This window comes from Paraburkholderia sp. GAS38, assembly GCF_050434965.1.
Lineage (GTDB): Bacteria > Pseudomonadota > Gammaproteobacteria > Burkholderiales > Burkholderiaceae > Paraburkholderia > Paraburkholderia phenazinium_A.
In genome coordinates this window covers 225998-246758 of the sequence record NZ_JBNDJO010000004.1, presented here as the reverse complement: position 1 = coordinate 246758, position 20761 = coordinate 225998, and the positions used below count along the sequence as shown (strand labels likewise).

Below are 20761 nucleotides of genomic sequence, written 5' to 3'. Positions count from 1 at the left end.
GACTTCGTGCCGGCTTACGTCTTGCCGAACCAGCGCTGCTCGACGACGCGAATCAGCGCGCACACCAGCAGCGCGCTGACCGTCCCGAGCGTGACCTCGCCGAGGCGCACCAGCGCGACTTCCCATGCCGGGCCGATGCGCGGCACCAGCAGCATGATGGTGGCGGTGATGCCGCCGAGGCGCGCCGCGCTGCCGATATTGGTCACCCAGCAGATGATGATGGCGATCGCGACCGTCACCATATAGGCGAGGAAATGACCGCCGCCCAGCACGGCGCCGGCGAGTCCGCACACGCCGCCGACCATCGCGCCGATGAACTGGTCGCGCGACAGTTTGCGCGTGTCGACATAGCTGTGCTGACTCACCGCGATGGCCGTGATCGCAGCCCAGAACGGCTGCTCGGCGCGGAGGTGGCTGGCGAGCGTAAACGCAATGCTGGCGCCCCCAACCGCCTGCAGTGCCATGACGCAGCCCTCGATCAGGCGGTCGGAGAGCGGCAGCGATTTCAGGAACGCGAATAGCGAATTCGCGGCGCTCGTCTGCGCGGCGCGGCGGGCGTGGGAGGAGTCCGTCATGGTGGGTCGAGGGCGTTCTGGCGTGATGAAGCTCGGAAGAGGGTGACGTATTCTATCGGCTCGTGCGCGAGCGCGGCATGAACGGCGCGAGCGAGGCGAATGAGCGGGGATGCCCGGGCATGCGCGGCGCGCCTTCAACGGCGCCGATGCCGCCCGCGGTGATACCAGTTCATCAACGGCGTCGCCGAGACGCCGTGCACCACCACCGAGGCCGTGACGACCGCCAGCGCGAGCGGCAGCAGCGGCAGAATCGTGGTGGCGGGCCCGTGTTCGAGTGCGTAGGCGAGGTAGTAAAACGAGCCGATGCCGCGAATGCCGAACCAGCTCATCAGACGCCGTTGCGCGCTCGACGCCTGCGAGCCGAGCAACGAAAGCTCGACTGCAGCGGGCCTTATCAGCAGGAACAGCGCCACGATCAGCGCGGCGCTCGACCACGTAAAAAGCGGCACGCGCAGATTGGCGAGCACGTTGCCGATCATCGCCATGATGGCGACTTCGGCGATCCGCTCCAGTTCGATCGTGAAGCCCAGCACCGACTCGGTCATATACGCGTGGGCCTTGTCCGGATCCGCGGCGGTCGCGCTCACGTCTTCCGAATCGACGCTGCCGATCGTACTGCGCGGCGAGCGTTCGCCGCTCGCCTGATGTTCGACGCGCCGCATGGCGACGCCGGCCGCGAACACGGCGAGGAAGCCGTAGGTATGGGCGAGTTGCGCGCAGCCGAACGACAGCACAATGAGTCCCAACGCGAAGAAGCCTTCGAGACCGAGCGCCTGCGCATGATGCGTGCGCAACCAGGTGACCGCGTGCGTCGTGGCCCAACCCAGCAGGGCGCCGATTGCGACGGCGCCGGCTATGCCCCACAGCGCGCCGCCGGCGAAACGCCCCGTCAGTCCTGCAGCCGGCGAGGCGAGCGGCACGGCGCAAAGCGCGAGGCCGAGCACCGCAAACGGCAGCGCGATGCCGTCGTTCAGGCCGCCTTCGCCGGACAGCGCGAAACGCAATACGTCGCGGTCGCCGGGATCGTGGACCTGGACATCGTGGGCGAGGACGGGATCGGTGGGCGCGAGAATCGCCGCGAGCAGCAGAGCCGGTCCCCAGCCGAGCCGCAGCCCGTAGACGCCGAACAGCGTCAGCAAGACGATCGTCAGCAGCATGGCCGGTACGCCGAGCCTTAGCGGCAGCCACCACAGCGCGTCGAACACCGGCACGCGCAGCCGCAGGCCGATGGCGAACAGCGAGACCAGCAAGGCGATCTCCGTCACGATGCGCAGCAGATGCGCGTCGGCGGCGAGATCCAGATGCAACAGATTTACCCCGGCGGGACCGAGTCCGTAGCCGATTGCCAGATAGAACATGGCGGCGCTGACGGGCAGCCGCCTGAAGGTGGTCGCCGCGATGCCCATGAAGACGAGCACGCTGCCGACGATGAGGAACCAGAGGGTTTCGGTGTCGTGCATGAGTGGGCAAGCGCGCGCGGGCCGCGGCTACGGCGCGCGGCCGAACGATGGATGTCCACTGGTGACAGCAATGGGCATTCCTTCTACCACGCGGCGTCCGAGCGACGGCTTCCGGGTGCTGGGCATGCTGCGCCGCGTCCAATCCGCTGTCGCGTCCGTGTGACCCGTGCCGCCTCGCACGGCAAAGCGCGTAAAAAGCGTCCGAACGATTGCAATTCTTGCGCGCTGCTGACTCCGCGACCGGGCGTGCGGGGCTTAACGGCCCTTAACGGCCCTGTGCCCACGGCCTGACGGCGGACTTATTCAAGCGCCTGCGAATTCGGCCCAATTCTTGCTGCGTTGCGCCGGTGGACGTCCGTCCGCTGCTCGCACGCGCTGCTGCGAACCCATCTTGAGGAGGCCTCCGTGGCGCTCCGCTGGATTCGGGTTCGGAGCGCAACCGGCGAGCGGTGGCGGTAGCCCACGAGAACTCCCCGCATTTCTATCGGAATCAGCATGACCGCGGAACGACTCAACTCGCGCGCCCCCTCGCGTCACGGCCCCGCGCCGGGCCGCGGCGTCGGCGCGCAACCGCCGACCGTTCGCACCGTAGCGCCCGGGCCGGCAGCTTCGCAGGAAGTGAATACGTCGCAGTCGCACGCGCAGCAGATCAGCGCCACGCAGATCCTGATCGCGCTGCTGCTGGCGCCGCTCGCGTGGCTCGCCCAGGTGAGTATCGCGGAAATGGTCCTCGGCGGATCGTGCGCGGCGGCCGGCCCGCTGTTCGTCGTGCATATGATGCCGTGGACGCCGGCCACCGTTGTTGTCGCGAGCGTCGTCTGCCTGATCTTCGGCGGCGTCGGCGCCTATGTGGCATGGCGCAATCTGTGGCGCACGGCGCGCATTCCCTGGCGCTTCCCGTCGGCGCTCAGAGGCACACGCGCCGAGCGTGACTGGCTCCTGTCGCGGATCTGCGCGATGTCCAGCACCATGTTCATCCTCGGCCTGGTGGCGACCGATATCGCGATGCTGGTTATCGCGCCGTGCAGTCCCTGGTAGGCACGCAGCGCCGGTCAGGAATCGGCGACCGCGCACGGGACCCGCTACGGACGTGCGGCGACCTCGTCGAGATGCAGCAACAGGTCAGCCGGATCCTCATAGACGCGCAGGGCGCCGGCGCGTTCGAGTTCATCCTGGCCGTAACCGCCGGATAGCAGACCGACGCCCAGGGCACGGCAGCGCTGCGCGGCGAGCATGTCCCAGATGCTGTCGCCGACCACCACGCTCTGTTCGATCGGCGCACCGAGGCGATGGGCCGCGGCAATGAACAGATCGGGATCGGGCTTCGCATACTTCACATCGTCGCGCGTCACCACGACCGCTTTCTCCGGATCGACCCCGAGTGCGGCGAGATTGACCGCGGCGGTTTCCATCCGGCCGCTCGTGGCGATGGCCCAGCGGGTGCCGCTTTCGCTGAGCGCGGCGAGCAGTTCGCGTGCGCCGGGCAACGCCCGCACCTGGCTGCCCAGGCGCCGATAGGCCTCGGCATGCGCCTGCCGCAACCGCTCGATGCGCTCGGCGCTCATCTCGCTGCGGGTCTCGCGGAGCAACTGATTGGTGAACAGACCGCCGCTCATGCCGATCTTGCGATGGATGCGCCACACCGATAGCTCGATTCCTTCCTGATCCAGCGCCTGCTTCCACGCGAGGACGTGCTGATACACGCTGTCGACCAGCGTGCCGTCGAGGTCGAAAAGGAAGGCGGTTTCAATGCGCATGGTGTTCCTCCGGGAATGGGTGGTGGTGCTGCGAAAGCTTGGAAAGCTGGAAAGCGGCGAATGGCTATGGTGCGCCTTTGTGGGCGAGCGTGCGCGTCGCGTTTCGGTCAGGGGTGAGGGCGTTTTGCGTTGGAGGGTTTCCGCGTGCAGCGCCTCGCGTTCTGGCTGCCTTTCGCATTTTTCGCGATTTGATAAGGAATGCTGTGATTTTATCGTCGCTCGCAGGATGCGCTGCGTCCGCCGACGGCGACGCCAATCTCGCAGCCGGCGCGCACATCGAACCGGACCGCGTCGACGAACCGTTTTAACCCGACGATCCAGATGTGGAGCCCGGCTGATTTTGCACGGGCATAGGTCTTGCTCGTTAGCTCCTTGAACGGAGCCGAAAGCGAGTTCGAGGCGATGCCCGGCGCCGCGCAAGTGAAGTCGCTTGCACGCTCGCCACGGAAGCGGAACAGCCAGAGGCGCAGGGTCGCTGCGGCTCTATAAACAGGGAGAAAGTGCATGAAATTCCGGTATTCCATACACGCCGAACTGCACCTGAAGACATTCGGGCCGGCCGCATCATGAACGCGATTCTGCCGCGCCCGGCCTATGAGGACGCCACCATGCGCATTACTTTTCCTGACGACGAACCGGGCTTCAACGGTTCGAGCCTGACCGTGCAGTTCATGGCGCAGGTCGACGGCGAACCGGTGATGTGCGCGATCACGGCCGAGGCGCTCGAGGACCACTTCGGCGCGTCCTCGGCGCGTGAAGACGTCCTGCTCAAGGCATTCGAACAGGGTCGTGGCCGGATCCGTTCGGTGTGTGCCGAGGAACTCGACCGCAACGACGGCGGTGGAGTAGTGTTGCATAGTGGACTGTTCCGGGTCGAAGGCATGGAGCCGGGTCGCCGCTAGTGATGGATGTGTCCACCATTCTCTTCCGCGATGAAAGGAGGTCATATGTCACTGATCGTCGCTGCGCGTTTTACTACATTTCCCGCGGCCGAAAGCGCCGCACAACGACTGTTCAATAGCGGTTTCGTCGAGGAGGACGTGACGCTGTTCTTCGTCAATCCGGTTGGACAACATGCGCGTTTTCCGATCGGCGGCGATATCGGCACCGATGCGGGCGCTGCCGAGGCGCCCAAAGGCGCGGGCAAAGGTGTAACGATTGGCGCCGTGGTGGGCGCGGCGGTCGGCGTCGGCATCTTTACGCTGTTTGCGGCGCCGGTGCTGGTGTCGGTCATTGCCGCAGGGGTGGGCGCGTATATCGGCTCGCTGGTCGGCGCCATGTCGCACACGCGCGAAGGCGGCAGGCTGGGACGACACACTCCGCGGCATGACGAAACGCGCGACTCGGGCGTGTTGCTGGCGGTGCACGTTTCGCCGGACAGTCAGTACGACGCCGCGCGCCTTTTGCGCGATGCGGGCGGTACGGCTATCGAGCGCGCCACCGGCCGCTGGCAGAAAGGCCGTTGGGCCGATTTCGACCCAACCCGGCCGCCGGATACCATGCCCGAGTTAAACGAAAAGCACGCCTGAGCGCGTGTTAGATAGTTGCCCCGCCTTCGTTATACCCAGATGCGCGGGGCCGACTGTTGCGGATGCGTCGCGCCGTCGACGGGATGCTCGCTGCGCATGGCAGCGCAGGCCGCCGGCGCGAGGCCCTGATGCGGGGTTTCGCAGGACAGTGTCTGGACGGCGTCCTGCGGCGCGGTCTTCAAGACGTATTCGCGGATCTGCATGACCGCAGCGGACGTGACAATCGCCACGGCCAATAGAAATTCTGCTCTCCTGATTTTCATGAGGTTCTCCCTATGTCGGTGTTGCGTGCCCATTGCTTTTCGATTGGGGCGCGTCCGGCTGATCAGCGAGCGGGTCGCGCGAGGGTGGGCAGCACTAGCACAGCAACATCCATGCCATTGGTTGGAAACCCGGCGCGAAAGCTGCGGAGGCTCATGCCATGCGGGCTTGGCAAGGCGCGAGGGAGCGGGACGCGGCTGCGGTCTGCGCCAACATTTACCTTCGCTGGGTAACTTTGCAAATGCGTTTGCAAACGCGTATGCCGATGTGTTTGCCAACGCGTTTGCGCAGCCGCGCCGGCACGCCGTTGCAGCGTGCGCTCCAGGCATGCGGCATGCGGGGTAAGTGGAGAGCCGTTGCCACCGGCAGCGGATCCGATGAACCACGAAACCCCGGAGGAATGCAATGTCTACCAATGTGACGAGTGTATTGAACGATCTGGTCGAAACATCGAAGGACGGCGAGCGTGGCTTTCGCAAGGCTGCCGAAGATACGCACGATGCGCAGCTCAAGACGCTCTTCGTATCACGAGCCGAAGACTGCTCGCGCGGCGCGCGTGAACTGCAGGACGTGGTCCAACGGCTGGGCGGCAAGCCGGAAACCGGCGGTACGGTGAGTGGCGCACTGCATCGCGGCTGGACCGATGTCAAAGCGGCTGTCGCCGGGCGCACCGACTATGCGATTCTCGAAGACTGCGAAAAGGGTGAGGACGTGGCGAAGAAGCGCTATCACGATGCGCTCGAGAAGGAACTGCCCGCCGATGTCCGTATTGTCGTCGAGCAGCAGTTTCAGGGTGTGCTGCAAAACCATGACCGGATTCGCGATCTGCGGGATCAGTTCAAGGCCGCCAGGCACTAGGCGGGCACTAACCTGGACTCGGTGAGCCGGCGTCTTGCCGGATCACCGGAACCATCCAGCACAAAGGGCCGTCCGCAATGCGGACGGCCCTTTGTTTGAATCCGGCATCGACAGCATAGCCGATGCCGTCAAGCGTGCTTCCGGTTTAGTCGGCCACCACCTTCAGGTGGTTCTTGACGCTTTGCACGCCGTTCACGTTTTGCGTCACTTCTGCCGCCGCTGCCTTGTCGTCCGAGCTCGGCACCGTGCCCGTCAGCCACACCACGCCATGGCGGGTCTTGACGTGAATATGGGTCGATTTCACGTTGCTGGCGCCGAGCAGATCGGCCTTCACCTTGGTGGTGATCGTGCCGTCGTCGATGTGCTGGCCCATCGTTTCCGAAGCAGCAGGCGGCGCCGAGCTGCTCGTCTGAGCGGTAGCGTTCAGGGCGAAAGCGACACAGGCGATGCTGCCGGCTGCCTTGATGAAATTGAGGGTCTTCATAGGTCGAGCTCCTTTGTGTTGTTGATAAAAGATGCGGTCCTGTTAATCGTCCACATGGCTTCGAGGCGCAAGGAGCGTTCCCGGCAAGGCGATCGCGTGGTCCGGACGCGGCAAATGCCGTTGCGGCAAGGGACTCACGCGCTGTGCGGTGCAACACAAGCCGTTGCTGCGCGGCCTTGGCGGCCCGGTCGGCCGGTTGCGGTTCTTTGTAAACATTTTTCCGGCGGATTGTAAAAGTTGGGGCTCGAATGGCCTGCGCGGCCTCGGCGAAAAAACTAAAGCTGAGAAAAAACAGCAGTTTGCGAGAGCTGGTACGGCAGTTGCTCTGCATAGGCCACACGATGTTTTCGAACTGTTCACAGGACCTGACTACAATGCCGCCTTCAATCGAACTACGCACGAGGCAGTCGCTCGCACTGACACCGCGGTTGCAACAGTCAGTGCGGCTATTGCAGTTGTCGTCCCTCGAATTCCAGCAGGAGTTGCGGACTGCCCTCGACACGAATCCGTTTCTCGAATACGACGCCACCGACACCGAAGACGTTGCGCTCGCAACTTCTTCGACGGGCGGTGACGGCGTCGAGGCCGTCGCCGGCGAAACCGCTACGGTGAGCGAACGCGAGACGACGCTCGACACCGCGGTGGCCGACACGCGCGAGAGCGTGTCTCAGGATGAAGCGTCCAGCGACTACTCGAGCGATTCCAGCGACTCGAACGACTACGCCAGCGAATACTCCGGCGATTCGTTCAGCCGCAGTTCGTCGCGCCAGAACGGCGATTCCGAAGGCAGCGATCCGGCCGACTGGGCCCGTTCCCAACCCACGCTGCGTGAACAGTTGCACGACGCGTTGCGGCTGTACCGGCTCGACCAGCGCGATCGGGAAGTCGCGCGTTTCGTGATCGAAGCGCTCGACGACGACGGCTATCTGCGTCAGGACCTGGCCGATCTGGCCGCGATCGTCGACCTCGAGCCCGTATTGACCGAAGACGAATTGCTGGTGGCATTGCGCCTCGTGCAGGCGCTGGACCGCCCGGGCGTCGGCGCACGCACGCTCTCCGAGTGCCTCGCGCTGCAACTCCACGCCATGCCCGACGACGTGCCCGGGCGCGATGTCGCGCTGCAGATCGTCGAGCATCACCTTGAACGGCTCGCACGCCGCGAGCAGGCGGAATTGCAAAAGCAGATCGGCTGCTCGGCGGAAGAATTGCGCGTGGCCTGTGCGCTGGTGCGCAAGCTCGACCCGAAGCCCGGTAATTTCTATGGCCGCACCGAAGACAACTATGTTGTGCCGGACGTGATCGTGCGCCAGGTGCGCAACAAGTGGATCGTCAATATCAACCCGGCGGTGCAGCCGCGTGCGCGGATCCATCGCATGTACGCCGAGCTGTTTGCGCAATCCGCCGGCGCGAGCCGTTCGCCGCTCGCGCAGCAACTGCAGGAAGCGCGCTGGCTGATCCGCAATGCACAGCAGCGTTTCGATACGATTCAGCGCGTGGCCGAATGCATCGTCGCGCATCAGAAGGCCTTCTTCCAGTACGGCGAGATCGCGCTCAAGCCGATGGTGCTGCGCGACGTCGCCGAAGAACTCGGCCTGCATGAGTCCACGATCTCGCGCGCTACGGGCAACAAGTACATGGCGACGCCGCGCGGCATTTTCGAATTCAAGCATTTCTTCCCGCGCGAACTGGGCACCGAAAGCGGCGGCACCTGTTCCGCCGCGGCCGTGCGCGCGTTGCTCAAGGAAATGATCGCCGCGGAGAACACCAGCGATCCGCTCTCGGACGTCTCGCTCGCGCGCATGCTGGCCGAGCAGGGCGTGCTGGTTGCGCGGCGCACCGTGGCGAAGTACCGGCACTTGATGAAGGTGCCGCCGGCTGAACTGCGTCGCCAGATCTAGACCTTCAGATGCGCGGCGTTCGCCCCTTGAACGCCGCCGCGCGCATTGAGTTTTTCACGCCTCCTCCAGGTTTATCCGCAAAACGTCGTTCGTAAGGATGGACGTTTTGCCCGCGCCCCATTACATTGATGGCCGGACCGCGCGTCGCATACGCGCGGTTGCAGTGCGCGCGCGTGTGGCCCGCAGAGGGCCGTCCTCGTCGCGGCGCTGCAACGTGTCTATGGGAACTGTCTGGAACATCGCGTGCCGGTGCATCCGGCATGCTGCTACGACGAGGCGGGACAGGGGGCGCTGGCCCACTCTGCCTGCATCGCGAGGAGTGCGTGGATGAAGTATTCAAGTCTGGTGGAGCGCCTGCAAGGCAAGCGCACGTCCGCGTGGGAGATTCACCATGCCGCGCAACAGGCGCGGGCAAGAGGCGAGGATGTGATCGTACTGAGCGTGGGCGATCCCGACTTCGCGACGCCTGAGGCGATCGTCGAGCGGGCAGTCGACGCATTGCGCGGTGGCGATACGCACTACACCACGGTGGTGGGGCGCGAGCCCTTGCGTGCCGCGATTGCGCGCGAGCACACGCGCACCACCGGCCGTGCCGTGAGTACGGAAAACGTGATGCTGTGCGCCGGTGCGCAGAACGGCATCTTCGCCACGTCGCTTTGCCTGTGCGAGGCCGGCGACGAAGTCATCGTGCCGGAGCCGCTGTATCTGACCTACGAAGCCTGCGTGCGGGCCTCGGGCGCCACGCTGGTGCCCGTGCCGGTCGATCCGGCGCGCGGTTTCCATCTGGATTGCGATGCGCTCGAAGCGGCCATCACGCCGCGCACCAAAGCGATTTTCTTCGCCACGCCGTGCAACCCCACTGGCGTCGTGATGCCGCGTGCCGATCTGGAACGCATCGCGCAACTGGCTCGCCAGCATGACTTGTGGGTGCTGTCCGACGAGGTCTATGCCGACCTGACGTTTGAACGCGAGCACGTCAGCATTGTGTCGCTCGAGGGCATGGCCGAGCGGACCGTGACCATTGCCAGCCTGTCGAAATCGCATGCCATGGCGGGCTGGCGAGTGGGCTGGGCTGTCGGACCCAAGGAACTGATCGGTCATCTGGGCCGACTGGCGCTGTGCATGCTATATGGGTTGCCTGGGTTTATCCAGGAGGCCGCGCTCACCGCGTTCGAGCAAAAGGCGCAGATCGTCGCCGAGATGCGCGAGGTGTATCGGCGCCGCCGCGACGTCGTCTATGAGCGCTTGAGCCAGGTGAAGGGACTGCGCTGCCTGTTGCCCGAAGCGGGCATGTTCATGATGGTGGACGTCAGCGGCTGCGGCCTCGATACCGTCGATTTCACCTGGCAACTGTTTCGGGCCCAGGGCGTCTCGCTGCTCGATGCGAGCGCCTTCGGCGAGACCGCCAACGGTTTCGTGCGGCTCGGCTTCGTGGTCGACGAGGCCCGGCTCGCCGAGGCCTGCGAGCGTATCGCTGCGTTTGTCGCGAGCCTGCAGGTGAGCGCGCCGGCCTTGAACGCGGACTAAAGCAGACCAAAGCGCACTAAAGCGGGTTCCACGCGGCGCTTCAGGCGCTGCGATCTTGATACGGCGTTTACGTCGGGCGGACGGGTTTTTGTTCGCCCGATATGCCATTCCCGTTACTGTTCATCGCACGCTAATAACCAGCGGGCGATATGCAGAACAAGCAAACGAACAGGGGAAGGGAAGGCCGCGCCACGCGAGCCACACGCTGGATGCGACGGGCGCTGGGCATGCTGGCGCTGTCATTTGCGAGTGCGATGCAGGCGGCCGAAGCGCCGCTGATCACGGATGCGCCGGGCGTCGACACGCCGGGCCTGGCTGCACCGGCAGTAGCCGTACCCGTCATGGCCAGCCAGCCGGCGAGCGACGGCAACGCATCGGCACTCGTTGAAATCGCAACCATCTTGTCAGGGCAATTCCGTGTGGCGCGCGGAGAGTCGACTGCCATTGCGCATGCGGTGCTCGACGCGGCGGATCGCTTTGCGATGTCGCCGGTGTTGCTGCTTGGCGTGATCGCCACGGAATCGGGCTTCAACCGGCGTGCTGTCAGCTCAGCGGGAGCGCAAGGGCTGATGCAGGTGTTGCCTTCGGCGCACCCGCAACTGGTCTCGGGCGGCAAGGACCTCTCCGATCCGGTCGTCAACGTGACCATCGGCTCGTCGATCTTGCGCGGCTATCTCGACGCCGCGGGCGGCAATGTCGACTCGGCACTGTCGCGCTACAGCGGCGGCGGCAAAGGCTACGCGCGGCGCGTAGCGCTGCAGATGCAGCAGTTCTCCTGCTTTTCCCAGGGTGATAAATGCGTCAAATCCTCGATCGCAATTCCGGGAGTCCGCCCGGCAATTCGTAGAAAACGGCTGTAGCGGTCAAGCCGGCGGTACCACGACGTTGACAGCAGTCCTCGAAAGACAAGCGGGTGCCGGCGTCACGCTCTTGCCATAACGTGATGTCATGGGCACCAAAACAATTCCGGTGTTGTCGCCGCAAAATAGACTCACTATATTTTGCTCAACGCGCATTACACCCACGATATCTTTCGCCTAACGTTTCGAGGACACAGTCGTGATCAAGAAGCCAACGTTGCGCCCGCTTGCCGCAGTTCTGATTCTTGGTGTCGCGGGTCTGGTGCCTGCGTGTCTAACGCCTGTTTTTGCCGCTGGGCAAATTACCTTCGTCTCCCAAGGCGGTACGTATCAGGAAGCGCAGACGAAGGCGATCCTCGATCCGGCCGCGAAACTGCTGAACATCACCGTGAACCAGGACAGCATCCCGGACGCGTGGCCGCAGATCAAGGCACAGGGCGCGACCGGCAAGCCGATCTGGGACGTGGTCGATACACCGACCTCCAACTGTCTGCGTGGCGGCCACGAAGGCCTGCTCGAAAAGCTCGATTTCTCGAAGATCCCCAATGCGGCCGCGATGCCTGAGAAATACCGCACGCCGTATTCGGTCGCCTATGAGTTCTATTCGACGGTCATCGGCTACAACAAGAAGACCTTGAAGAAGGTGCCGCAAAGCTGGGCCGATTTCTGGAACGTGAAGGGATTCCCCGGCACACGTGCGTTGCGCAACGACCCGCAGACGGTACTCGAAGCCGCGCTCCTCGCCGACGGCGTGCCGCGCGACAAGCTTTATCCGCTCGATGTCGACCGTGCGTTCAGGAAGCTTCAGCAGATCAAGCCGGACGTGACCGTCTGGTGGACATCGGGAGGGCAGTCGGCGCAACTGCTGCACGACGGGGAAGTCGATATGACGATGATCTGGAACGGCCGCGCGAGCGCCGTGCGCAAGGATAATCCCGACATCGACTTCACGTTCAACGACGGCATTCTCCAGAACACCCAGTTATGCATTCTGAAGAACGCACCGAACCTCCCCGAGGCGATCAAGTTCGTCAACGCCGCCGTCTCGCCGGACTTGCAGGCGAACCTGCCGCTCTACATCGACTACGGCCCGGGCAATCCGGCGGCCTTCAAGACGGGCAAGATCGACGCGAAGCGCGCGAGCGAGCTGCCGAGTTCACCGGATAACGCGGCGAAGCAGGCGCTCATGTCAGAGGAGTGGTGGGCCTCGGACGCCGGGATTCAGGCGAAGGCGCGCTGGCTCAAGTTCATGCAGTAAAGCGCGGCGTGCTTGCCTGCACGCGGGCTGACGGGCTCGCCCTGCCGCGCCGGCCCCGCACAGTTCAACGCCTGCGTACTCAGCGAACGTGATCGACTATCTGATTCTCGGCGGCGGCTCGGCCGGCTGCGTGCTCGCGGCGCGCCTGTCCGAAGAGGCCGGCAAGACCGTCTGCCTCGTCGAGGCCGGCCGCAATATCTCGCGGACGGACATGCCCGCTGCTGTGCGCAGCCGGTATCCCGGCCGCGCCTATCTCGACACGGCGAACATCTGGCAGCGCCTGAAGGCGCGCATGAGTACGTCGGCGACGACACGCCGTTACGAACAGGCGCGCCTGCTCGGCGGAGGCTCGGCGATCAATGCGCTGATGGCGAATCGCGGCGCGCCTGCCGATTACGACGAATGGCACGCGCTCGGCGCACACGGCTGGAACTGGAGCGCGTGCCTGCCGTACTTCCGCAAACTCGAATCCGATTGCGACTTCGACGGCGAGTTGCATGGCAAGAGCGGCCCGGTCCGCATTCAGCGCGCGAACGGGGCACGCATTTCGCCTTTCGTGCGCGCGGTGCTCGACACGCTCGATGCGCACGGCCACGTGCGGCGCAACGACCAGAATGGCGTGTGGCAGGACGGTACGTTCATCGGATCGATTGCCGTGAGCGAGGCCGGCGAGCGTATCCCGACCTCGGTCTGCTATCTCGACGACGCGGTGCGCGCCCGCCCGAACCTCGAGATCCGCACCGGAACGCTCGTCGAGCGCGTGCTGTTCGACGGCACGCGCGCAGTCGGCGCGCGCATCGTCGCCGGTGAGGGCCGGGATGGCGTGGCTGAAGAATTGCGCGCCGCGCATGTCATTGTCTGTGCAGGCGCGATCCACAGTCCCGCGCTGCTCATGAGAAGCGGCATCGGACCGGCCGCTGAGCTCGCCGCGCTCGGTATCGAGATACGCGCGGATCGAGCCGGCGTTGGCGGCAATCTGATGGAGCATCCGTCGATCGCTGTTTCCGCGGTTTTGCCGCGGACCGCCCGCACGCCGTTTCCCGACGAGCATCACGAGCAGGCCATCGTGCGCTTTTCGTCAGGCATGCCCGGCACGGTCCCCGGCGACATGCACGGTGCGATCCTGTCGCGTTCGGGCTGGCATTCAGTCGGCTACCGGCTCGGCACGATCTTCTTCTGGGTGAACAAGTCCTACTCGCGCGGCCGTGTGACACTCACCTCGGCGAGTCCGCATTGCGAGCCCGCTGTCGATTTCAACATGCTGTCCGATGCGCGCGATCTCGAACGCCTGAAGCGGGCGCTGCGCTTCGGCGCTGAAACGCTGGCCGATCCGATGATGGCGAAGCATCGCACGACGCTGCTGCCTTCGAGCTATTCGCCGCGTGTGGCGAGTGTGGCCGTGCCCGGTGCGTGGAATGCGTTGCAACGCGGCATGCTGAGCGCGCTGCTGGACATTGCGGGGCCGTTTCGCGCGTGGCTCGTGCGACGCGTGGTCACTCAGGGCGTGACGCTGAACGACCTGCTCGCCGACGATCGTGCCTTGACGAAATTCGTCACGCGCTCGGTGGGCGGCACCTGGCATCCGTCGGGAACCTGCCGGATGGGCACCGCCGACGATCCGCTCGCGGTTTGCGATGCGCGTGGCGCCGTGTACGGCGTCAGCGGGCTATACGTATGCGATGCGTCGCTGATGCCGTCGATACCCTGCGCCAATACGAATGTGCCGACCATCATGATCGCGGAACGTATCGCGGATATGCTGCGTGGCCGCCCCTGACCGGCGTGCCGGCCCGGGGCAGCGAACCCGCAGCGCGCGGCCCGGAAACCGCTGAGGTGCTCGGTGACCGCGGGCGCGCCGAGTCGCCTTCAGTCTCCATATCCCACGATACCCTTCACCTCGAGAAACGCTTCGAGTCCCCATTCGGCGTATTCGCGCCCGTTGCCCGATTGCTTGTAGCCGCCGAAAGGCGAGCCGGCGTCCCATGAGGGATAGTTCAGGTACACGCTGCCCGCCCGCAACCGGAACGCCACGCGCCGCGCGCGTTCGAGATCGGCGGACTGGACGTAGGCCGCGAGGCCGAAGGGGCTGTCGTTCGCGATCGCAATTGCCTCTTCCTCGTCGCGATACGGCATGATCGCGAGCACGGGTCCGAAGATCTCTTCACGCGCGATCGTCATTGCAGGACGCACGTTCGCGAACACAGTGGGTTGCACGTAATAGCCGCGTTCGAGACCTTGCGGCCGACCGAGCCCACCTGCCGCGATCTGCGCGCCCTCGTCGATGCCGGCCGCGATCAACCGTTCCACGCGCTCGAACTGCACGCTGCTGACAACCGGCCCCATGGTCGTGCGCTCATCGCCGGCGGGGCCGACGCAATGCGCTTGCGCCGCGCGCCGGGCAATCGCCACGGCTTCGTCATGGCGTGCCTCGGGCACGAGCATGCGCGTCGGCGCGTTGCACGACTGGCCGCTGTTGTTGAAGCAGGCGTTGACACCTGCCGTCACCGCTGCGTCGAAATCGACGTCGTCCAGCAGGATATTGGCCGACTTGCCGCCCAGCTCCTGATGTACGCGCTTGACGGTGGGCGCCGCGAGCTTTGCGATCTCGACGCCAGCGCGGGTCGAGCCGGTGAACGACACCATGTCGACATCGGGATGCGCCGCAAGCGCCGCACCGACGGTCGGTCCATCGCCGTTCACGAGATTGAAGACGCCCGGCGGCACGCCCGCGGCGTCGAGAATTTCCGCGAACAGCAACGCGTTGAGCGGCGTCACTTCGCTGGGCTTCAGCACCATCGTGCAGCCGGCCGCGATGGCGGGCGCAACCTTGCAGACGATCTGATTGATCGGCCAATTCCACGGCGTGATGAGTGCGACAACGCCTACCGGTTCGTGATTGACGAGCGTCGTGCCTTTTTGGCGTTGCCACGCGAACGTTTCGCACGTGCGGATCAGCTCGTCGAGATGCCGGCGCCCGATCCCCGCCTGCCACGCATGCGCCATCGCGCGCGGGGCGCCCAGCTCGCGAGAAATCGTCTCGCCCATCTCATCGTGACGTTCGAGAAAGACTTCCAGAATGCGGCGAATCAGTGCGAGGCGCTCGGTGGGCGTAGTCTGCGAGAACGACGTGAACGCGTGTTTTGCCGCAGCGACCGCGCGATCGATGTCGGCGGGCGTGCCCATTGCCACTTCGGCGAACGCTTCTTCGGTGCAGGGATCGATCACCGGCAGGCGTGCCGTGCCCGACGGCTCGACCCACGCGCCGCCGATATAGAACTTCAGTGCATTGATCATGTGAGAAGCGCGTAGGAGGAGTTCAGGCCCGCGCCGTGCCGGCGCGCCGGCTTACGACGACGATCATCACGAGGCAAAGGGTCAGCGCGGTGAGCATCGTGCTGATTGCGGCGATGGTCGGATCGATCTCGTCACGCAGCGTGACGAACATGCGGCGCGTCAGCGTCTGGTTCGAGCCACCCGACACGAAGAGTGCGACCACCGTTTCGTCGAGCGCCTGAATGAATACGAACACTGCGCCGGAGATCACGCTTGCCTTGATCTGCGGCAGCGTTACCGTCATGAAGCTGCGAAAGCGATTCATGCCGAGGCTGCGGGCGACCATTTCCTGGGTGCGGTCGAAGGTACGAAGATCGGCGCCGACCGAGATCAGCACATACGGCAGCCCGAGCATCGTATCCGCGAGAATCAGCCCGCCGAGCGTATTCACATAGCCGGCCTGCGAGTAGACGAAAAACACGCCCACCGCGACGATGATGATCGGCACCATCAACGGCAGCATCAGCAGGGTGCGCAGATAGCGCATGATCCAATGCGTGCCGTTCTGAATCGCATAGGCGGCGCATACACCGAGCGGGGTCGCGAGCAGCGCGGCGCAGGTCGAAGCGGTCAGCGTGGTGCGCGCGGCGTCGATCCATGCGGGGTTGTCGAAGAACGAGTGATACCAGCGCAGCGAATAGGCCGGCGGGGGGAAAGTCATGAAGCGCGTGTCGGAGAACGACAGCGGCACGACGATCAGCACCGGTATCATGAGGAACAGGAGAATCAGCACGACCGCCGCGCCGAGGACGATCCGTCCGAACGAAAGCTTGGTCATTTCGCGCCCAGGGTCTTTTCGAGTGGCACCACGCGGCTCGCGGCGTAGAAAATCGCGAACACGCAGATCAGCAGCACGACGCTTACCGCGCTCGCCGCGCCCCAACTGTTATAGATCTCGACGTTGCGGCTCACCACCATCGACACCATGATCGATTTGCCGCCGCCCATCAACTCAGGCGTGATGTAGAAACCGAGGCAAAGCACGAACACGAGGGTGACACCGGCGAACACGCCGCTCATCGAAAGCGGCAGGAACACACGCATGAATACATGCAGCGGCGAGCCGCCGAGACTCGCGCCCGCCTGCGAGAGATTCGACGGAATCTTCTGCATGGCCGAAAAGAGCGGCAGCACCATGAACGGCAGCAGGATATGAACCATCGCAATGACCGTGCCGAACTGGTTATAGGCGAGTTGCACCGGCCGGTCGATCAGGCCCGAGGCGATCAAGGCCTTGTTGACGAGGCCCGTGCGCTGCAGCAACACGAGCCATGCGTAAGTGCGCACAAGCACGCTCGTCCAGAACGGCAGGATGACCATGCCGAGGACAAGCGCGCTCAGCCTGGGCGACAGCGAGGCCGCGAAGTAGGCCACCGGATAGCCGAGCATCAGCGTGACGACGGTCACGACGATGCTCAGTTTGAACGTGAGCAGAAAGGTTTCGAGGTAGGCGCCCGTGAACATGCGCCGATAGTTTTCGAGCGTGAAGCCGTCGTGATAGATCGACTGCCACGACAGCCAGGCGAGCGGCACCACGAGCAGCACGACGATCACGAGGAGCGCCGGCGCCATCAGGAGAAGCATCGTGCGATCTTCGCGCCGCTGGTAGCGCGCGGCAGGATCGGACTGGGTGGCCTGCATCAATGTGGGTCCTTGGAGCATCCGTTTGGCGGTCGTCATCATGCACCTACGGCGTCGAGAAACTGATACCACGCGGCGACGAGCCTCACACCCGGCGCGCGCAGCGAATGAAAAGGCACGGGCCGCAGACCGGGCGTGCCGAGCAGCGAAAGCTCGGGCGTCTCGCCGAGGGCGAGCGCGGCGGCATGCTGTCCTAGCAGACTGGCCATCGCGACGCCTGCTCCGTTATACCCCAGACAGAAGGTCGTGGCATCGTCGCTGCGCCCGACATGCGGCAGCGAATTAAATGTCATGCCGACATAGCCCGACCAGCGATACGCCACGCGTACGCCGGCGAGAGCGGGAAAGAGCGCGACCATCGCCCGCTGCAGCGCATCGAAGCCGGTCATCTGGCCTTCCTTGCCGAATGCGTCGCGACCGCCGAACAGCATGCGGCCGTCCACCTTGCGGAACCACTTCATCATGCGCCGCGTTTCCGTGTAGCTGCGGCGTTCGACCATCAGACGCGCATCGAGATCGGCGGGCAGGCGTTCGGTGGCGATCATTGCGCTGCGGAACGGCACGAGTTCGCGCTGATACGGCGAGGTGGCCGGCGTGAGATCCGAATAGGCATTGGTCGCGACGATCACCTGCTTCGCACGCACCGTACCGCCCGGCGTGCTCAACGCCACGTGCCTATCGCCGGGTGCGCGATGCATCTGCAGTACCGGTGTCGATTCGTAAATCGGCACGCCGCGCAGCGTCATGCCGCGCGCGAGTCCGCGCACGTATTCGAGCGGCAGGATCGTGCCGGCATCGGCGCTCAGCACACCGCCGACAAACCTCTTCGACCCCGTCTCGCGCTCGACTTCGGCGCGCGATAGCACGCTCATCGACGTATCGCCGAGCTTCGTGCGCACCCAGTCGGCTTCGGCGCAGATCGCCGCGAGCGCGCGCTCGGTGTGTGCGCAGCGCAGGCTGCCCGTATGCTCGAAGCGAGCCCGCGCGAGCCCGAACTCGTCGACCAGCGATTCGACGACCCGCACGCCTTCATGCGCGAGCCGGTGCATGCGCTTCGCGGTATCGAGGCCGTACACCTGGTCGATGGTGGGAAACGACAGCCTGAATTTCGACGACACCACGCCGCCATTGCGCCCGCTTGCACCCCAACCGACCGGGTTCGCGTCGAGTACAGCGCAACCGACGCCGCGTTTTTGCAGCGCATAGGCTGCGGCGAGACCCGAGTAGCCCGCGCCGATCACCGCGACTTCGACGTCGAGATCGCGCGCGAGCGGCGCGCCGGCATGCATGGCCGCGCCCGCATCGGGCGAGGCGGCAGCGAGCGCTTGCCAGAGCGACTCAGGCGGGGACGAGGGGCGTGCTGTCGGCGCGAGCATCGGCTCAGGCGGCGAGGCGCGCTTCGGCTTCGACGGCGTCCGCGAGCGCGGCGAGCGTCGGGAACGTGAACGTCGGCGTCGTGACGGCTTCGGGCACCGGTGTGGCGCCGAACCCCCGCTTGCCCTGACGGCGCTCGATCCAGCAGGTCGCATAGCCCAGTTTCGTGGCAACGCCGATGTCGTGGTACTGGCTTTGCGCGGTGTGCAGGATCTCGCCGAACTTGTAGCCGAATGCGGCCTGGCGGCCCCGGTTGTACGCGAAGAATTGCGGATCGGGTTTGGCGACGCCGGTTTCGTCGCAGCAGACCGTGTCGTCGAACGGGTCGCCAAGCGTGTGGGCGTAGGCCGACAGCGCGACGCGGTCCGCATTGGTCATGGCAACCAGGCGGAAATGTTTGCGCAGACGTTTGAGCGCGGCGACCGAATCCGCGAAGGCGGGCCATTCGAGCACGTCGCGCTGGAACGCGGCGGCTGATTGCATGTCGCCGGGCAGACCGAGTTCCTTCGCCAGCGACAGGTAGACGTTCGCCATTTCGTGGCTCGAGCGGCCCGGATGAGCGGCGCGGCCGCGCATGTACGGCTCGAAGATCTGGTCGTCGGTCAGGTCCTGCGCTGCCGGGCCGCCTAGGCGCCGCACGGAGGCGAGCACGCCGCGCTCGAAGTCGATGAGTGTGCCGACGACGTCGAACGTCAGGACCTTGAAATCGGTGAGCTTCATGAAATCATCCTTTTGCTGTTTGCTGTGAAAACGGGAGAGGGAATACCCCAGGCGTGGGCGGCCGAAAAATGAGTGGGGTCAGGCGGGCACGACGATCGTGTCCTGCGGATCGAGCACGACGCTCATCGGCGCGCCCGGCTCCGGGATGCGCCGGCGCGCGTCGTGGCCGCCCGGCTGCCTGAGGCTGATGGCGGTGCCGTCGGCGAGCGTTGCGAACACGCGCAGGCTTTCGCCCTGGTACAGCACTTCGGTGACGTGGCAAGACAGACGATTCACGCCGTCACGCCGATCGCCGCCGTCGATTACGAGTTTTTCGGTCTGCACCGCGAGCAGCAGCTTGTCGCCGCGCGGCAGCGGGTGCGCGGTGCGCAAAACCGTGTCGCCGAGACGCACGGCATCGTCGCCGGCGCGCGTGACGGCGAGCAGCGTCGCCTCACCGATGAAGCTCGCCACGAACGCGTCGCACGGACGGTCGTAGAGCCGCTCAGGCGTGTCGATCTGCACGAGCCGGCCGTTCTTCAGCACGGCCACGCGGTCGCTCATGGTGAGCGCCTCGCGCTGGTCGTGCGTCACGTAGACGATCGTCGCGCCGAGCTTGCGATGCAGCCGCCGCAGCTCGATCTGCATGGTTTCGCGCAGTTGCTTGTCGAGCGCGGAGAGCGGCTCGTCCATCAGGATCAGTTGCGGTTCGAAGACCATCGCGCGGGCGAGCGCTACCCGCTGGCGCTGGCCGCCGGACAGTTGACCGATGCCGCGGCTCTCGTAGCCCGAGAGTTCCACCATCGCGAGCGCATCGGCGACCTTCTTGGCCCACGTCGATTTGGGCTGACGGCGCGCGCGCAGCGCAAACGCCACGTTCTCGCCGACGCTCATATGCGGAAAGAGCGCGTAGTTCTGAAAGACGATCCCGATGTCCCGCTTGTGCGGCGGCGCAAATGTAATGTCGCGCTCGCCGACCCAGACCGCGCCCGAACTCGGCTGCACGAAGCCGCCGAGAATGCCGAGCAGGGTGGTCTTGCCCGACCCCGACGGTCCGAGCAGCGAGACGAATTCGCCTGGGGCGATGTCGAGCGATACGTCGTCGAGAGCCACTACTGGCCCATAACGCTTCGCTGCCGATCGGATCGAAACACCTGTTTTCGCTCGTGCGTCCATTGCGTCCTGTCTCGCTGTTGAGGCCTGCGTCAGGGAAAATATAGGCCGCGTCATTATTGGCGGCAATTCCC

Annotated in this window: 21 protein-coding genes; 9 read left to right on the top strand and 12 right to left on the bottom strand. The window is 65.0% G+C overall.

Annotated elements, in window-relative coordinates; genetic code table 11:
- Window positions 1-14: 14 nt before the first annotated feature.
- Both P3T42_RS11510 and P3T42_RS11505 read right to left on the bottom strand, forming a co-directional pair.
- Window positions 15-575, bottom strand: coding sequence for an FUSC family protein (locus P3T42_RS11510; protein WP_074295219.1), 561 nt, complete (start codon window positions 573-575; stop codon window positions 15-17).
- Between the two features lie 134 nt (window positions 576-709).
- Window positions 710-2035, bottom strand: a complete 1326-nt coding sequence (locus tag P3T42_RS11505) for a cation:proton antiporter (RefSeq protein WP_429306106.1) — start codon at window positions 2033-2035, stop codon at window positions 710-712.
- Window positions 2036-2530: 495 nt separating this feature from the next.
- On the opposite strand from P3T42_RS11505, the gene P3T42_RS11500 reads away from it, so the two are divergent.
- Window positions 2531-3073: a hypothetical protein gene (locus tag P3T42_RS11500; protein ID WP_429306105.1), complete on the top strand. Its 543-nt coding sequence runs from the start codon at window positions 2531-2533 to the stop codon at window positions 3071-3073.
- 44 nt (window positions 3074-3117) lie between these two features.
- Here the strand turns inward: P3T42_RS11500 and P3T42_RS11495 are convergent, their stop codons facing one another.
- Both P3T42_RS11495 and P3T42_RS11490 read right to left on the bottom strand, forming a co-directional pair.
- Window positions 3118-3792, bottom strand: coding sequence for an HAD family hydrolase (locus P3T42_RS11495; protein WP_429306104.1), 675 nt, complete (start codon window positions 3790-3792; stop codon window positions 3118-3120).
- A gap of 209 nt (window positions 3793-4001) precedes the next feature.
- Window positions 4002-4316: a hypothetical protein gene (locus tag P3T42_RS11490; protein ID WP_429306103.1), complete on the bottom strand. Its 315-nt coding sequence runs from the start codon at window positions 4314-4316 to the stop codon at window positions 4002-4004.
- A 42-nt stretch (window positions 4317-4358) separates the two neighbouring features.
- On the opposite strand from P3T42_RS11490, the gene P3T42_RS11485 reads away from it, so the two are divergent.
- Window positions 4359-4694, top strand: coding sequence for a DUF1488 domain-containing protein (locus P3T42_RS11485; RefSeq protein WP_074295222.1), 336 nt, complete (start codon window positions 4359-4361; stop codon window positions 4692-4694).
- Window positions 4695-4739: 45 nt separating this feature from the next.
- On the top strand, window positions 4740-5321 hold the full coding sequence (locus P3T42_RS11480) for a hypothetical protein (RefSeq protein WP_429306102.1): 582 nt from the start codon (window positions 4740-4742) through the stop codon (window positions 5319-5321).
- A 29-nt stretch (window positions 5322-5350) separates the two neighbouring features.
- On the opposite strand, the gene P3T42_RS11475 is transcribed toward P3T42_RS11480, so the two are convergent.
- Window positions 5351-5584, bottom strand: coding sequence for a hypothetical protein (locus P3T42_RS11475; protein ID WP_429306101.1), 234 nt, complete (start codon window positions 5582-5584; stop codon window positions 5351-5353).
- Window positions 5585-5987: 403 nt separating this feature from the next.
- Between P3T42_RS11475 and P3T42_RS11470 the strand changes: the two genes are divergently transcribed.
- Window positions 5988-6440, top strand: coding sequence for a PA2169 family four-helix-bundle protein (locus tag P3T42_RS11470; RefSeq protein WP_074295224.1), 453 nt, complete (start codon window positions 5988-5990; stop codon window positions 6438-6440).
- A gap of 145 nt (window positions 6441-6585) precedes the next feature.
- On the opposite strand, the gene P3T42_RS11465 is transcribed toward P3T42_RS11470, so the two are convergent.
- A complete protein-coding gene (locus P3T42_RS11465; RefSeq protein WP_074295225.1) occupies window positions 6586-6924 on the bottom strand; it encodes a BON domain-containing protein in 339 nt (112 codons plus the stop codon).
- A gap of 374 nt (window positions 6925-7298) precedes the next feature.
- Here P3T42_RS11465 and P3T42_RS11460 point away from each other — a divergent pair, with 374 nt between their 5' ends.
- The 5 genes from P3T42_RS11460 to P3T42_RS11440 all read left to right on the top strand — a co-directional run bounded on the left by P3T42_RS11460 (window position 7299) and on the right by P3T42_RS11440 (window position 14244).
- Window positions 7299-8822: an RNA polymerase factor sigma-54 gene (locus P3T42_RS11460; RefSeq protein WP_074295226.1), complete on the top strand. Its 1524-nt coding sequence runs from the start codon at window positions 7299-7301 to the stop codon at window positions 8820-8822.
- A 327-nt stretch (window positions 8823-9149) separates the two neighbouring features.
- The gene (locus P3T42_RS11455; RefSeq protein WP_429306100.1) at window positions 9150-10349 is read left to right on the top strand and encodes a pyridoxal phosphate-dependent aminotransferase; all 1200 of its coding nucleotides are present in this window, start codon (window positions 9150-9152) and stop codon (window positions 10347-10349) included.
- 149 nt (window positions 10350-10498) lie between these two features.
- Window positions 10499-11209 carry a lytic transglycosylase domain-containing protein gene (locus P3T42_RS11450; protein WP_429306099.1) on the top strand — a complete coding sequence of 237 codons (711 nt, stop codon included), beginning with the start codon at window positions 10499-10501 and terminating at the stop codon, window positions 11207-11209.
- A gap of 199 nt (window positions 11210-11408) precedes the next feature.
- A complete protein-coding gene (locus P3T42_RS11445; RefSeq protein ID WP_074295229.1) occupies window positions 11409-12467 on the top strand; it encodes an ABC transporter substrate-binding protein in 1059 nt (352 codons plus the stop codon).
- A gap of 88 nt (window positions 12468-12555) precedes the next feature.
- Entirely contained in the window at window positions 12556-14244 is a 1689-nt protein-coding gene (locus tag P3T42_RS11440) for a GMC family oxidoreductase (protein ID WP_429306098.1), read from the top strand.
- Window positions 14245-14333: 89 nt separating this feature from the next.
- On the opposite strand, the gene P3T42_RS11435 is transcribed toward P3T42_RS11440, so the two are convergent.
- The 6 genes from P3T42_RS11435 to P3T42_RS11410 form a co-directional block, all read right to left on the bottom strand.
- On the bottom strand, window positions 14334-15761 hold the full coding sequence (locus P3T42_RS11435) for an aldehyde dehydrogenase family protein (protein WP_429306097.1): 1428 nt from the start codon (window positions 15759-15761) through the stop codon (window positions 14334-14336).
- 22 nt (window positions 15762-15783) lie between these two features.
- Window positions 15784-16578, bottom strand: a complete 795-nt coding sequence (locus tag P3T42_RS11430; protein WP_429306096.1) for an ABC transporter permease — start codon at window positions 16576-16578, stop codon at window positions 15784-15786.
- On the bottom strand, window positions 16575-17441 hold the full coding sequence (locus tag P3T42_RS11425) for an ABC transporter permease (protein WP_429306095.1): 867 nt from the start codon (window positions 17439-17441) through the stop codon (window positions 16575-16577). The genes P3T42_RS11430 and P3T42_RS11425 overlap by 4 nt, the downstream gene beginning before the upstream one ends.
- Window positions 17442-17479: 38 nt before the next feature.
- The gene (locus P3T42_RS11420) at window positions 17480-18817 is read right to left on the bottom strand and encodes an NAD(P)/FAD-dependent oxidoreductase (RefSeq protein ID WP_429306094.1); all 1338 of its coding nucleotides are present in this window, start codon (window positions 18815-18817) and stop codon (window positions 17480-17482) included.
- Window positions 18818-18821: 4 nt separating this feature from the next.
- On the bottom strand, window positions 18822-19535 hold the full coding sequence (locus P3T42_RS11415) for an HAD-IA family hydrolase (protein ID WP_429306093.1): 714 nt from the start codon (window positions 19533-19535) through the stop codon (window positions 18822-18824).
- A gap of 78 nt (window positions 19536-19613) precedes the next feature.
- Window positions 19614-20690 (bottom strand): ABC transporter ATP-binding protein, encoded by a 1077-nt coding sequence (locus P3T42_RS11410; RefSeq protein WP_429306092.1) that lies wholly within the window; start codon window positions 20688-20690, stop codon window positions 19614-19616.
- Window positions 20691-20761: the final 71 nt, after the last annotated feature.